10 protein-coding genes are annotated in these 14,689 nt (G+C 72.5%); 9 read left to right on the top strand and 1 reads right to left on the bottom strand.

Going from position 1 to position 14,689, the window contains the following annotated elements; translation table 11 throughout:
- Positions 1-5 precede the first annotated feature (5 nt).
- The 9 genes from ACI3EY_RS05790 (at position 6) to ACI3EY_RS05750 (ending at position 12,377) form a co-directional block, all read left to right on the top strand.
- Complete coding sequence (locus ACI3EY_RS05790; RefSeq protein WP_405039727.1) at positions 6-2,903, top strand: FAD-binding and (Fe-S)-binding domain-containing protein; 2,898 nt, start codon at positions 6-8, stop codon at positions 2,901-2,903.
- The gene (locus tag ACI3EY_RS05785; protein WP_405037938.1) at positions 2,900-3,871 is read left to right on the top strand and encodes a ribokinase; all 972 of its coding nucleotides are present in this window, start codon (positions 2,900-2,902) and stop codon (positions 3,869-3,871) included. The genes ACI3EY_RS05790 and ACI3EY_RS05785 overlap by 4 nt, the downstream gene beginning before the upstream one ends.
- Positions 3,872-4,083: 212 nt before the next feature.
- Positions 4,084-5,049 carry a Bug family tripartite tricarboxylate transporter substrate binding protein gene (locus ACI3EY_RS05780; protein WP_405039726.1) on the top strand — a complete coding sequence of 322 codons (966 nt, stop codon included), beginning with the start codon at positions 4,084-4,086 and terminating at the stop codon, positions 5,047-5,049.
- A gap of 2 nt (positions 5,050-5,051) precedes the next feature.
- Positions 5,052-5,624: a tripartite tricarboxylate transporter TctB family protein gene (locus ACI3EY_RS05775; protein ID WP_405039725.1), complete on the top strand. Its 573-nt coding sequence runs from the start codon at positions 5,052-5,054 to the stop codon at positions 5,622-5,624.
- The gene (locus ACI3EY_RS05770) at positions 5,621-7,180 is read left to right on the top strand and encodes a tripartite tricarboxylate transporter permease (RefSeq protein WP_405039724.1); all 1,560 of its coding nucleotides are present in this window, start codon (positions 5,621-5,623) and stop codon (positions 7,178-7,180) included. Before ACI3EY_RS05775 ends, ACI3EY_RS05770 begins: the two co-directional genes overlap by 4 nt.
- A gap of 1 nt (position 7,181) precedes the next feature.
- Positions 7,182-8,051: a dihydrodipicolinate synthase family protein gene (locus ACI3EY_RS05765; RefSeq protein WP_405039723.1), complete on the top strand. Its 870-nt coding sequence runs from the start codon at positions 7,182-7,184 to the stop codon at positions 8,049-8,051.
- A complete protein-coding gene (locus tag ACI3EY_RS05760) occupies positions 8,051-9,049 on the top strand; it encodes a LacI family DNA-binding transcriptional regulator (RefSeq protein WP_405039722.1) in 999 nt (332 codons plus the stop codon). The genes ACI3EY_RS05765 and ACI3EY_RS05760 overlap by 1 nt, the downstream gene beginning before the upstream one ends.
- Positions 9,046-10,740 carry an FGGY-family carbohydrate kinase gene (locus ACI3EY_RS05755; protein WP_405039721.1) on the top strand — a complete coding sequence of 565 codons (1,695 nt, stop codon included), beginning with the start codon at positions 9,046-9,048 and terminating at the stop codon, positions 10,738-10,740. The genes ACI3EY_RS05760 and ACI3EY_RS05755 overlap by 4 nt, the downstream gene beginning before the upstream one ends.
- Positions 10,740-12,377: a fucose isomerase gene (locus tag ACI3EY_RS05750; RefSeq protein ID WP_405039720.1), complete on the top strand. Its 1,638-nt coding sequence runs from the start codon at positions 10,740-10,742 to the stop codon at positions 12,375-12,377. Before ACI3EY_RS05755 ends, ACI3EY_RS05750 begins: the two co-directional genes overlap by 1 nt.
- Before the next feature lie 52 nt (positions 12,378-12,429).
- Here ACI3EY_RS05750 and ACI3EY_RS05745 read toward each other — a convergent pair whose 3' ends face one another.
- Positions 12,430-14,592, bottom strand: coding sequence for a hypothetical protein (locus ACI3EY_RS05745; protein WP_405039719.1), 2,163 nt, complete (start codon positions 14,590-14,592; stop codon positions 12,430-12,432).
- Positions 14,593-14,689: the final 97 nt, after the last annotated feature.

Here is a 14,689-nt window from a genome sequence, read left to right as displayed (position 1 = left end):
CCGGCGTGCCGCGGACGACCCTGGAGATCCCCTGGAGCCGGCTGGAGGGCTCCCTCGCCACGGAGCTGGGGGCGGGCACCGTCAGCCGGCGCCCGCTGGACCTGCACGCGCTGGCGCACGACGCCTCGCACTACCTGCTGACCCCGGAGCTGCTGGTCCGCCCCACCTCGACCGACCAGGTGGCCGCGGTGATGGCCGCCTGCGACCGGGTCGGCGCGCCGATCACCTTCCGCTCCGGCGGCACCAGCCTGTCCGGGCAGGCGATCACCGACGCGGTGCTGGTCGACACCCGCCGCCACTTCACCGACGTGCAGGTCCTGGACGGCGGGGCGCGGGTCCTGGTCCAGCCGGGGGTGACGGTGCGCGCGGTGAACGCCCGGCTCGCGCCCTACCACCGCAAGCTCGGGCCGGACCCGGCCAGCGAGGGCGCCTGCACGCTCGGCGGCGTCATCGCCAACAACTCCAGCGGTATGCACTGCGGCACCGAGCTCAACACCTACGCCACCCTGGAGTCGATGACCTTCGTGCTGCCCTCGGGCACCGTCATCGACTCGGGCGCCCCGGACGCCGAGGCCGAGCTGGCGGCCCGGGAGCCGGAGCTGGTGGCCGGGCTGCTGGCGCTGCGCCGCCGGGTGCTCGCCGACCCGGCCTCGGTGGCCACCATCGAGCGGCTGTTCTCGATGAAGAACACCATGGGTTACGGGATCAACGCGCTCCTCGACTTCGAGCGGCCGCTGGACATGCTGGTGCACCTGATGGTCGGCAGCGAGGGCACCCTCGGGTTCGTCGCCTCCGCCGTGCTGGCGACCGTCCCGGTGCACCCGGAGGTCGCCACCGGGCTGCTCGTCTTCGACACCATCGGCGAGGCCACCGGCTCGGTGCCCGCGCTGGCCGGCACCGACGTCGCGACCGCCGAGCTGCTCGACGCTGCCTCGCTGCGGGTGGCCCAGCAGGACCCTCGGTGCCCACCGCAGATCGCGGCGCTCGGCGTGGACGAGCACGCCGCGCTGCTGGTCGAGTGGCAGGGCGGCACCGGCGACGAGCTGGACGCCGCGCTGGCGGCGGCGGCCCCCACCCTGGACATGCTGCCGCTGACCGCCCCGGCCCGGCTCACCCGGGACACCGGTCAGCGGGCCGGGCTGTGGAAGGTCCGCAAGGGCCTCTTCTCGGCGGTGGCCGGTGCGCGGCCGGCGGGCACCAACGCCCTGCTGGAGGACGTCGTCGTCGGCGTCGACGTGCTCGGCGAGACCTGCGTGGCGCTCACCGAGCTGTTCGCCGCGCACGACTACCAGGACTCGGTGATCTTCGGGCACGCCCGCGACGGCAACGTCCACTTCATGCTCAACGAGCGCTTCGACGACCCGGCCTCGATGCGCCGCTACGAGGCCTTCACCGAGGACATGGTCGACCTGGTCCTGGGCCGCGGCGGTTCGCTCAAGGCCGAGCACGGCACCGGCCGGATCATGGCCCCCTTCGTGCGCCGGCAGTACGGGGACGAGCTCTACGCCGTCATGTGGGATGTGAAGCGGCTCATCGACCCGCGCGGGCTGCTCAACCCGGCGGCGGTCCTCTCGGACGAGCCGACGTCATACCTGCAGGACCTCAAACCCTCCCCCCGGGTCGAGGAGGAGGTCGACCGGTGCGTGGAGTGCGGCTACTGCGAGCCGGTCTGCCCGTCGAAGGACCTGACCCTCACCCCGCGGCAGCGGATCGTGGTGCGCCGCGACATCCAGACCGCGCGGGAGGCCGGCGACCACGCCCTCGCCGACTCCCTGGAACGGGACTACGACTACGACGGCAACCAGACCTGCGCCGTGGACGGCATGTGCCAGAGCGCCTGCCCGGTCCTCATCGACACCGGCGACCTGACCCGCCGGCTGCGCCGCGAGTCCGCGGGGCGGGTCGTGGACGCCGCCTGGGCCGGGGCGGCCCGGGCCTGGGGCACCGTCGGCCCGCTCGGCGGGCTGGCGCTGAGCACCGCGAAGCTGCTGCCCTCGGGTCTCCCGGTCGCCGCCACCCGGGTGGTGCGGGCAGTGGCCGGCACCGACACCGTGCCGCTCTACGACGGCCGGCTGCCCGGGGGCGGCACCCGGCGCCAGGAGCTGGACCCGGACTCCCCCGCGGCGGTGCTCTTCAGCACCTGCATCGGCGAGATGTTCGGCACCGAGCCCGGCGGGCACACCGGTGACCTCGGCTCCGGGGCCGCCGGCGCCCTGGTGGACCTGTGCGTGCGCGCGGACGTGCCGCTGCGCACCCCCGAGGGGCTCGGTGGCCTGTGCTGCGGGACCCCGTGGAAGTCCAAGGGCATGAGCACCGGGTATGCCGTGATGGCGACCCGCGTGGTCCGTGCCCTGCGCCGGGCCACCGAGGGGGGCAGGCTGCCGGTCGTGGTGGAGGCCTCCTCGTGCGTCGAGGGCCTGGTGGTGATGCTCGCCGAGCGGGCACCGGAGCTGCGGGTGGTGGACGCCGTCGACTTCGTCCGGGAGACTGTGCTGCCGCGGCTCACCGTGCGGCGCAGCGACCGCACCCTGGTGGTGCACCCGACCTGCTCCTCGGAGCGCGCTGGGAGCACCGAGGCCCTGGTGGCGCTCGCCCGGGCGGTGTCCAGCGACGTGGTGGTGCCGGTGTCCTGGGGCTGCTGCGCGTTCGCCGGTGACCGCGGGCTGCTGCACCCCGAGCTCACCGCCTCGGCCACCGCGGCGGAGGCGGCGGAGGTCGCGGGTATCGTCGCCCGGGTGACGCCTCCCCGTGCTGAGACCGCTTCCCCGCGCACCGCCGAGAACCGCACAGACGAACCCGGCTTCGTGTCCTCCAACCGCACCTGCGAGATCGGGATGACCCGGGCTACCGGCCAGCCGTACCGGCACGTGCTGGAGCTGCTCGCGGAGGCGAGCCGGGCATGACCGGCCGGCTGCTGGTCGTCGGGTCCACCAACGTCGACCTCTTCGCGCACGTCGAGCGCCACCCCGCCCCGGGCGAGACGCTGCTCGGCACCGGCGGGGAACGCTCCCCCGGTGGCAAGGGCGCGAACCAGGCGCTCGCCGCCGCGCTCCAGGGGGCGCACGTGAGCTTCGTCGGGGCCGTCGGCGAGGACCCCGACGCCGACGTGGCGCTGGCGTCGTTGCGGGCTGCCGGGGTGGACCTGACGCAGGTGGGCGCGCTGCCGCAGGTGCGCACCGGGCTGGCCGTCATCACCGTCAGTGCGGACGGGGAGAACACCATCGTCGTCATCCCCGGCGCCAACGCCGAGGTGGGGCCGGAACAGGTCCGGGACGCGGTCGCCGCGATGGCGGCCGAGGACCTGCTGCTGCTCCAGGGCGAGCTGCGCCGAGAGACCACCGAGGCGGCCGTACGGGCGGCTGCCGAGCGGGGCATACGGACGATCTTCAACGTCGCCCCCTGGTCCAGCGTCGACGTCGACGTGCTCACCCTGGCCGACCCGGTGGTGGTGAACGAGCACGAGGCCGCGCTGGCCGCCGGGGAGCTGGGGCTGGGCCCGGAGGTCGCCGCCGGGCCGCCCGGTGCGCTCGCCACCGCACTGCTCGGGGCCGGGATGCGCTCGGTGGTCATCACCCTCGGCGGGGCCGGTGCGGTGGTGGCCCGCCGTGCGGGAGCGACCTCGAGCGGGGCCGCTGGGGCGGCAGAGGCGGCCGACGACCTCCCGCGACCGACCTCGCACCCGAGCCCGCAGGTGTCCGTGGTCGACACCACCGGCGCCGGTGACGCCTTCACCGGGGCCCTCGCGGCGCGGCTGCTGCAGGGTGACGACCTGCCGGAGGCGGTCAGCCATGCGGTGCGGGTCGGCGCCTACGCCGTGCAGCACCATGGCGCCCAGCCGTCCTACCCCGACCAGGGCGCCGTCCTCCCCTGACCCGGGCCTCCCCATACTCGACCGAGCGTCGCCTGTGGTTGCTGCAGGGCCCACGCGCTGCGCCCGGTGGGGCGCTGTTGACAGACCGGGCAAGGTCGGCATACCGTGACGTGCAATCGATTACATCGCTTCGGTGACCCCGTGTTCACTTGCATGTAATCGATTGCACTCGATCCCGGACATCCCGCCCGGTCTCACAAAGGAGTCTGACCATGTCCCTTTCCCGTATGCCCCGCACCCTCGGGGTCGGCGCCGCCCTCATCGCGCTCACCGCTGCCGGGTGCACCCCGGCCGACGACGGCGAGGGCGACGCGGCCGACTACCCCACCGACGACATCCGGCTGATCATCCAGGCCGACCCGGGCGGTGGCTCGGACCTGTCCAGCCGCGCGCTGGCCACCGAGCTCGAGGACATCCTCGGCGTCAGCGTGATCCCGGAGAACATGCCCGGCGCCTCCGGCGCCATCGCCATGGAGTACGTCGCCGACCAGGAGGCCGACGGCACCGTCATCGGCTTCGGCCCGGTGGAGATCGCCATGCTCAACACCACCCAGGGCGCCGACGTGATGCCCGAGAACTACACCTTCGTCGGTCAGATCATGCTGGCCCCCGGGGTCATCAGCGTCGCGGCCGACTCCGAGTACGAGACGCTGCAGGACCTGGTCGACGCCGCCACCGCCGGCGAGGTCAGCGTCGCCAACTCCGGCGCCGGCTCGATCTGGGAGGCGGCCACCCTCGGGATGAACGACGCCGTCGGCACCCAGTTCGCCCCGGTCGCCTACGACGGCGGGGCCACCGCCGTCTCGGCCGCCGCCTCCGGCGAGGTCGAGGCCGCGGTCTCCGGTGCCGGTGAGGCGCTCGCCCAGGGCGACGCCGTCCGGGTCCTCGGCGTCATGCACGACGAGCGGCACCGCGACCTGCCCGACGTGCCCACCGTCGAGGAGGAGGTCGGCACCGCCGTCGAGTTCGGCGGCTGGGGCGGCATCTACACCCAGGGCGAGGTGGACGAGGAGATCGCCGCCACCCTCGAGGAGGCCGTCGCCGAGGCCGTCGAGACCGAGTCCTACCAGGACTTCCAGGAGAACGCCGGCAACCTCGTCGTCTACCGCGACTCCGAGGAGTTCGGCTCGTTCGTCAACGACGAGTTCGACACCTTCCAGGGCCTGCTGGGCGACTGAGCATGAGCAGCGAGCACGTCGCCGTGGACGCGAGGGCGGTGGACGGCACAGAGATGGTCGGGGAACAGCCCGGACCGGACGACACCCCGCCGGCGCCCTCGCGCGCCATGGAGATCGCCGTGGCGGTCGCCGGGGCGGTCCTCATGGGCACGGCGCTCGTGCTCGCCCAGCAGATCGAGCTCCGGCGGGAGGCGGGGCCCGGGCAGATCGACGCCCGGTTCTGGCCCACCCTCCTCGCCGGAGCCGGTCTGGCCGCCGCCCTCGGACGCCTCGTCATCGTCCTGCTCCGGGCCGCCGACCCGCGGGACGACCTGGAGCGGATCCGCTCGGGGGGCCCGCTGCAGCTGGGCCTGACGCTGGTGCTGACGATCGCCTTCATCGCGGTGTGGGAGCTGCGCGAGGTGGTGCTGCTCGGCTACGAGCTGCGCGTCTTCCCGTATGCCAGTGCCCTGCTGCTCGCGGCCCTCGCCTGGCTCTACGGGGCCAGGACCTGGCAGTCGCTGCTGCTCTTCCCGGTGCTCACCGCCGCCCTGACCTACGGCCTGTTCGGGGTCCTGCTGAGGATCCCCCTGTGAACGCCGTCGCCGAGGGGCTCACCGCGCTGCTCAGCCTCGAGGTCGCCACCTCGATGCTCATCGGCCTCTTCCTGGGCCTGCTGGTCGGCGCCTTCCCCGGGGTCACCGCCACCATGGCGGTCGCGCTCGCGGCCGGCTTCACGCTGACCATGGACCCGGTGCCCGGGCTGGCGGTGCTGCTCACCATCTACGTCGCCGCCAACTTCGGCGACCGGATCCCCGCCATCCTCATCAACACCCCGGGCACCCCGGCCTCCATCGCCACCACCTTCGACGGCTACCCGATGGCCAAGAAGGGAGAGGCGGGGCTGGCCCTGACGATGTCCGCGCTGGTCTCGGCGCTGGCGATCCTGGTCAGCATGGTGCTCTTCGTCGTCGCCGCCATCCCGGTGGCGACGGTGGCCCGCAACTACTTCCGCTCCCCCGAGCTGTTCGCGCTGGTCATCTTCGGCCTCACCGTGATGATCGGGGTGTCCAGCCGGTCCATGCTCAAGGGCGTCCTGGCCGGTGCCTTCGGGCTGCTGCTCGGCACCGTAGGGCTCTACAGCGCGACCGGTGACAGCCGCTTCACCTTCGGCAACATCAACCTCGCTCAGGACGGCTTCAGCTTCATCGCGGTCATCATCGGCCTCTTCGGCGTCGCCGAGCTCTTCGACCAGATGCTCACCGCGCACGAGCACAAGGTGAAGCCGATCTCGTCGCTGGGCCGCTGGTGGCCCAACAGGGCCGAGATCCGCCGTTCGGCCAAGCCGTTCGGGATCGGTGCCGGGGTCGGCACCGCGGTCGGCCTGGTGCCCGCCGCGGGCGGCGACATCGCCGGGCTGATCGGCTGGGACCGCGCCCGCCGCGCGTCCACGACAGGCGACACCTTCGGCAAGGGCAACATCGAGGGCGTGGTCGCCTCGGACACCGCCTCCAGCGCGACCCTCGGCGGTTCGCTGACCACCACCATGGCGCTCGGCATCCCGGGTGACTCGGTGATGGCCGTGATGATCGGCTCGATGCTGATATGGGGCCTGCAGCCCGGTCCGCGACTGTTCACCGAGCAGCCCGACCTGTTGGTCAGCATCGCGGCGATCATGGTGCTGGCCACCCTGATCTCGCTGGTCGCGAGCCTGGCCCGGCTGCGCGGCATGGTCAAGCTGCTGGACACGCCCAACCACATCCTGTGGCCGACCATCCTCATCTTCTGCGTGGTCGGCACCTTCGCCACCAGCAACAACGTCTTCACCGTCGGCACCATGCTGCTGTTCGGGCTGATCGGGCTGGTGTTCAAGCGGGTCGGCATCCCCGCCGGACCGGTCGTCCTCGGCCTGATCCTGGGCCCGATCGCCGAGGAGAACCTGGCCCGCACCCTGGTGCTGTCCGGGAACCGCTCGTTCTTCGAGGTGTGGAGCCCGATCTCGCTCGGCCTGCTGCTGATGGCCGTGCTCTCCCTGCTCTGGCCGGTGCTGCGCTCGCTGCTCGCCCGGCGCCGCGGACGGACCTCACCCGTCGATGCGACCTCACCCACGGATCACACCTCCTCTTCCGACGCCCCGTCCCGAAAGGACTGACATGACGCGCCCCAGCATCATCACCGCCACCCCGACCGCCTTCCACCCCGACGGGTCGCTGGACCTCGAGGGCTCGCGCGCCATCCTCGAGCACATCGGTCGCTCCGGGAACGAGGGCGCCTTCATCCTGGGCACCACGGGCGAGTTCGCGGCGCTCACCGTCGCCGAGCGCGGCCAGGTCGTGGAGGCCGCGATGGAGATCCTCGCCGACCGGATGCGCGTCATCGTGCACGTCGGCGCGCCCAGTGTCTTCGAGGTGCTGCAGCTGGTCGAGCAGGCCCGGGCCGCCGGGGCCACCGAGATCGCCCTGCTCACCCCGTACTACCTGCCCGCCACCGACGCCGCGATGCTCGACTTCTTCAGCACCGTGGACGCGGCCTCGGAGGGCCTGGACATCTTCGTGTATGCCTACGCCCGGCGCAGCGGCAACAGCGTCTCCACCGAGCTGATGGCCCGGTTGGCGCAGCTCCCGAACGTGGTCGGCGCGAAGGTGAGCGAGGAGCCGCTGGAGCAGCTCCAGGCATACCGGGGCGCGGTGCCGGACGACTTCCAGATCTACACCGGCGCGGACCGGGACATCCTGGCCGTCGCCGGGGTCGGCGCCCAGGGCGTCGTGTCCGGGGTCTCCTCGGTGCTGCCCAAGCCGTTCCGGGCGGCAGCCGCCGCGGCCGACGGTGACGACGCCGACGCGCGGGCGCGGGCCCAGGCGGACGTCGACGAGGCCTGCGACGTCATCGCCGGCGACATCGCCCGGATGAAGGAGGCCTACCGGGTGCTCGGCGTCACCGACACCTCCACCCGGATGGCGATCGAGGCACCGGACGCCGCGACCCGCCAGCTGATCGAGGATGCCGTCCGACGGCTCGGCTGATGGCCACGATGGCCCAGGTGGCGACCCTGGCCGGGGTCTCGACCGCCACCGTCTCCCGCGCGCTGAGCGGCAAACCGGTCTCCGAGGAGGTGGCCGAGGCGGTCCGGCTCGCCGCTGCCGAGCTCGACTACACGATGGACCGGACGGCACGCTCGCTGCGCCGCCGCTACAGCGACGTGCTGGCCCTGGTGGTCCCGGACGTGGAGAACCCGTTCTTCACCGCGGTGGCCCGGGGGGTGGAGGACGTCACCCGGGAGGCCGGGCTGTCGCTGGTGCTGTGCAACAGCGACGACGACCCCGCCAAGGAGGCGCGCTACGTCGAGGTCGCCTCGCAGGAGCAGATGGCCGGGCTCATCCTGGCACCAGCCGGGCCGGAGCCGCGGCTGGATCCGCTGCTGCGCAAGGGCCGCACGATCGTGGTCATCGACCGCCTGGTGGACGCCCCGCTGGACCACGTGGTGCTCGACAACCACGCGCTGGGCCGGATCGCGACCGAGCACCTGCTCGCCCAGGGTCACCGCCGGGTCGCCTGCATCACCGGCCCGCACGAGACCAGCACCGCGCGGGACCGCGCCGACGGCTGGGCCCACGCCCTGAGCGCGGCCGGCTGCACGCCGGACCCGGAGCTGCTGCGCTACGCCACCTACCGGGTCGACGGGGGGCGGACCGCGATGCTCGAGCTGCTGGACCTGCCCGAGCCGCCGGACGCCGTGGTGGCCACCAACAACATGGTCGGGGTAGGGCTGCTGCGAGCACTGTCCGCAGGAGCCGGACGGGGCGCGCCGCAGGTCTCCGTGATCGGTGACCTGCCGTTCATCACCTCGGACGTCCCCGGCGCGGTGACGATGTCGCTGCGCCCCCGGGAGATGGGGGTCCGGGCCGCGCAGATGTTCGTCGAGCGCCTGCAGGGCATGACGGGCGAGCCCCGCCGGGTGGTGCTGGACCCGACGACGCCCGAACCGTTGACCCGCCTGCTGACCGGAGGAGACGCCCGATGACCGCAGGAGACATCCCGACGGACGACACGGCGACGGGGGTTCCCTGCTACCTCGGGGTGGACATCGGCACCTCGAGCAGCAAGGGGGTGCTCGTCTCCCCCGACGGCGAGGTGCTGCGCAGCGCGGTACGCGAGCACCGGGTCTCGCGACCCGCACCGGGCCAGGTGGAGATGGACGGGGAGCTCTGGTGGGAGGAGTTCCGGCAGATCGCCGAGGAGCTCACCGGGGACGCGCCGCAGGGGCCCGGGTATGCCCGGGGGGACGCCCCGACCGCCGGGTCGTCGACGCCGGGTGACCTCGTCGTGCTGGGGGTGGGGGTCAGCGGGATGGGCCCGTGCGTGCTGCTCACCGACGAGGACGACGTACCGGTGCGCCCGGCGATCCTCTACGGCGTCGACACCCGGGCCGGTGAGCAGATCATCTCGCTGCACGAGCAGCTGGGCGGGCCGGAGGTCGTGATGGAGGGCTCGGGCAGCGTCCTGACCACCCAGGCGGTGGGCCCGAAGCTGCGCTGGGTCGCCGAGCACGAGCCGGAGGCCTGGGCCCGGGCGCGGCGGCTGTTCATGCCCGCGTCCTGGTTGGCCTACCGGCTGACCGGCGAGTACGTGCTGGACCGGCACTCGGCGAGCCAGTGCACCCCGCTGCTGGACCGGCATACCCAGGAGTGGCACGCGGACTGGGCGCCCCTGGTCGCCGAGCACCTGGAGCTGCCGCCGCTGCGCTGGCCCGCCGAGCAGGTCGGCACCATGAGGGAGCCGGTGGCGGGGATCCCGGCGGGGACACCCGTGGTCGCCGGCACCATCGACGCCTGGACCGAGGCGCTGAGCGTCGGCGCCCAGCAGCCGGGCGACCTGATGCTGATGTACGGGACCACCCTCTTCCTCATCGCCACCGGCACCGCGCCGGTGGCCTCACCGGTGATGTGGGGCACCACCGGCGCGCTGCCCGGGACCTTCAACCTGGCCGGCGGGATGGCCACCTCGGGGGCGCTGACCGCCTGGGTGCGCGAGCTCGCCGGGGACGTGCCCTACGAGACGCTGCTGGCCGAGGCCGCGCTCTCCCCTGCCGGTGCGCACGGGCTGCTGGCGCTGCCTTACTTCGCCGGTGAACGCACCCCTGTGCAGGACCCGGACGCCCGGGGCGTGCTGGCCGGGCTGACCCTGTCGCACACCCGCGGCGACCTCTACCGGGCGATGCTGGAGGCCACCGCCTTCGGGGTCCGGCACAACGTCGAGGCGCTGCGCGAGGCCGGGGTCCCGATCGACCGGGTGGTCGCCGTCGGCGGCGGCACCCAGGGCGGGCTGTGGACCCAGATCGTCAGCGACGTCACCGGGTTGGAGCAGGTCGTGCGCCGCACCAGCATCGGCGCCAGCTACGGCGCCGCCTGGTTGGCCGCGACCGCGGTGGCTAGCGGCAGCGGCAGCGGCAGCGGCAGCGGTGACAGTGACGGCGACGGCGACGACAGCGGCGGCGCACCCGACATCACCGCGTGGAACCCCACCGAGGTCGTCGTCCGGCACGACCCGAGCACGCGGGAGACCTACGACCGGCTCTACGCCGCCTACCGGGACCTCTACCCCGCGACCCGCGAGATCGCGCACACCCTCGCCGACCTGCAGCGCAGCACCCCCCTTCCCAGCAGCGATCCGAACTCCACCCCCCTTCCGAGCACCACCGACAGGAGACCTTGATGAGCACCTACCTGATGCCGACGCCGGCGACCGTTCCCACCGCTCCCGAGCGGACGGCATACCTCGTGGCCAGCGGCGACCTGCGCGAGTCCGCGAACGTCGCCGGCTGGCCGACCCAGGTGCAGCTCGAGCAGTACCTGGCCGACGCGCTCACCGAGCAGGGCTGGACCGTGCAGCGCGCTCACCCGGTGGATCCTGGGACCGGGCACGGCTTCATCTCCAGCCAGCGGATGGGTCTGGAAGTCTTCGCCGGGATCCCGCGGACCGCGCCGTTGATCGTGGCCGAGGCCATCTGGCAGTACAGCCACCACGTGCTGGCCGGGCTGCGCACGCACGAGGGGCCGATCCTGACGGTGGCGAACTTCGCCGGTCAGTGGCCGGGACTGGTGGGGCTGCTGGGGCTGAACGCCGGGCTGACGAAGATGGGCAAGGACTACTCGACGATCTGGACGGTCGACGGGACCGACGCGTGGTTCCGGGACGGGGTGGCCATCTGGCTGCGCACCGGGACGATCGAGCACGACGCCAGCCACGTTCGCGACCTGCCCGAGCTGCCCGCCTCCGCCGAGCGTGACCTCGGGGTGGCCCTGGCCGAGCAGCTGCTGCACGAGAAGGCGATCATCGGCGTCTTCGACGAGGGCTGCATGGGGATGTACAACGGGATCATCGACGACGAGATCCTCAACCCGATCGGGATCTACAAGGAGCGGCTCAGCCAGAGCGCCCTGTGGGCGGAGATGAACAGGGTTCCCGAGGAGGAGGCGGCCGCGGTGGGAAGCTGGCTGACCGAGGCGGGGATGACCTTCCGGACCGGCACCGACCCGGACACCGAGCTCACCGAGGAGCAGCTGACCTGGCAGTACAAGATGTATGTCGCGGCGCTGCGGATCAGCGACGACTTCGGGCTGGACGCCGTGGGCATCCAGTACCAGCAGGGGCTCAAGGACCTCTCGCCCGCGTCCGACCTGGCTGAGGGCATCCTCAACAACGTGGCGCGGCCGCCGGTCACCAGCCGTGACGGCTCGCGGGTGCTCTACGAGGGTGCGCCGCTGCCGCACTTCAACGAGGTCGACGAGGGTGCCGCCATCGACGCGCTGGTGACGAACCGGGTGTGGACCGCGATGGGCCTGGACCCGGCGACCACGCTGCACGACGTGCGCTGGGGACAGGAGTGGGAGGACCAGTTCGTCTGGGTCTACGAGATCTCCGGCTCGGTCCCCCCCTCGCACTTCGCCGACGGGTATGCCGGTGCCGAGGGCTGGCGCCAGGGCAACGTCTTCTTCCCCGCCGGTGGCGCGACGATCAACGGGGTCAGCAAGCCGGGCGAGCTGGTCTGGTCGCGGGTCTACCTGGTGGCGGGTGAGCTGCACGTGGACATCGGCCGGGCCTCCGTGGTCGAGCTGCCGGAGGAGGAGACGCAGCGCCGCAAGGACGCGACGAACCCGGAGTGGCCGATCGCGCACGTCGTGCACCACGGCGTGGACCGCGACCAGTTCATGGCCCGGCACAAGGCCAACCACGTCCAGATCGCGTATGCCGATGGCGCCGAGAGCGCGGACCGCGCCCTGGTCGCCAAGGCGGCGCTGTTCGAGCGGCTGGGACTGGCCGTGCACCTGTGCGGAGAGGTTGCCGTCTGAGGCACGGGTGACGAGCGGCGGCCCCGGGACGCCCGGGGCCGCCGGACCAGTGTCAGAAGGGTGGGGGTTCGTCGCGCCAGGCCTGGTGTCGAGTGTCGTCGGCGCTGCCGGTGGTGTCTCGTCCGGTGAAGGGGTCGGTCCAGTGCTCGGCTCCGAGGATGGTCTCGGGGGTGTGCTGGACGAAGTGTTCGGGGGTGGGGGTGCCGGGGTGGGCTCCCGTGGTGCGGCGGCGGTCGCGGGTGTGGGTATGGCGCAGCTGGATGGACCTGTGGGCGTCGGTGATGGGGCCGATGAGGTCGGTGTCGCTGTCGGGGTCGTCGTCGCGTGCCTCGAGGGGCGCGCCCCGTTGGCGGGCGGCGAGAGCGGCGTAGACGAGCAGGGAGGCGAGGTGTCGTCGGGCATCCGCGCTGAGGGGGCGCCCGGGGCGTGGTCTGGTGTCTTTTTCGACCTGCGGATCCTCGTGCAGGTCGACACTCTCGGTGTCGCCGTCCACGGTGTGGGTGGTGCCTGTGGTGAGGTATTGGGTGTAGTCGTGGGCGCGGGTGCGGTAGGTGCGGTCGAAGAAGGAGGTCCAGGTCACGTGCCGGGTGGTATCGATCTGGGCGTGCCAGAACTTCTGCGTCTTCATCGCGTGGAACACGGTGTCCAGGCCTTGCAGGTTCGCTTCGGTGGTGGCCCCGCCGAGCAGGTATTCGTGGACGTGGTCGAGCTGGCCGTCTCTGACGGGCAGGGTTTGGCCGGGGGCTCGGGAGAGCAGGTCCGCTGCGGCGACCTGGGTGCGCATCGCCGTGTCGGGGGTGTACCGGGCGATGCTTCGTTCCAGGCAGCGCCCGTCGGCGGGGTCGGTGAGCACCCGGTGCAACGTGGTCCCCGGCGCCAGCACCATCTGTCTCATCTGCCCGGTGGTGAAGAACCTCGGGAACCTGCCCACTAACCGACCGACCCCCGGGATGACGTCTGCGCCCGGATCGGGTGGTGTGGGTGGATCTGATGGCAAGGGTGAAGTCGACCGGCGCTGCTGGAGCGGATCGAATGCCATGGTGCTCGGATGTACCGCTTCATCGGCTATGGCTGGGACGGCGAGTCCTGTTCGGCCTGTGCAGCGACAGCAAGGCACCGACACGGCTGCGGTGTTGGTCGTGGCATCCCAGGGGATGACGACCTGTAGGTCGTAGGTCGGGGTGCCGGAGATGATCTGGGCCAGGGACGCGATCTCCTCCGGTGTGATGAGCCCGCTCAGGTCATCGTCCGTATCCAGCCCATAGTCGTCGCCGAGGTCACCGTGCGAGCCGTCGCCGTGAGGGCGCGGATGGTGGGCGAGGTCGGGCAGGGGCAGGGTGCCGTGCAGGAGCAGGGCACGGGCGATGTCGGAGCGTAGCTGTGACTCGGTGCGCCCGTCCCCGGCCAGGCGTGCCCGACGGGCCAGGACATGAAGGCGGTCCACGCACGCGGCGGTCGAGGCGGCGTCGCCGGTGATGATGACCTGGCCGGTGCCGTCATCATCGATGACCCCGTACGCGCACCTCGCCTGATGCACCTGCGCCCGGTGGGCGGCGTCTGCGGCGGGGTCGCGTCCCTGGGCGCGGGTCACCTCTCGTTCGAGGGCTTCGACGTACACCTTGGCCGGCCACGGCTGCCTGCTGATCCCACCACCACCAGCACCGTCTGCGGTGTCGTCCGGGCTGGTGGTGGTGAGGCGTTCGACGGCGACCTTGTCCGCCGTGGTGTCGGTCGCGAACAACGCTGTCGCGACGTCCGCGGCGTGCTCGTGCGGCAGTGACCCGGCGCGGCGCCAGAAGTGCTCGACCTGCCCCCACGTGACGACGCCCGCGACCAGACCTTCCCGCACCGGGCCGGACACGGCTTTCGGTGCCAGCGCGACCGCGACGAGTTGGCGGGCACGCCACCTGCCCATCCCCGTCAACGCCGCGACCTCGGTCGCCGCCACCGACTTGCACCTCGCCCGCCACCGCTCCCTGCCCGTGGGCGACAGCTCCCCCGGCTCACCGACCCCAGCCCGGGCCAGCAGGTCCTCACCCGTGCGCGCCGCGAGCTGCGCGATCACGTCCACCCGCACCGCGTCCACCACCCCACCCAACCGGTGCAACGCCTCCAACACCTCCAGGCACTCACCGGCGCCCATCCCCCGCACCCCCGACTGCAGGGTGCCCACCCGCTCCAGAAGCGTTGCCAGGTCGCCATGGTCCTGACCCACCCCAGCACCAGGCCCGTGACCTCCGGGCCTGCCCGGCCCTTCCTCGATCGGCTGCGTCGCCATCGCATGTCACCCCCCTGGGCTTCTCGATACCATC

This window comes from Serinicoccus shuyuelongi (genome assembly GCF_045032955.1).
Lineage (GTDB): Bacteria > Actinomycetota > Actinomycetes > Actinomycetales > Dermatophilaceae > Ornithinicoccus.
Note: the sequence above shows the minus strand (reverse complement) of the source record. Positions and strands in the feature narration are given on the sequence as shown.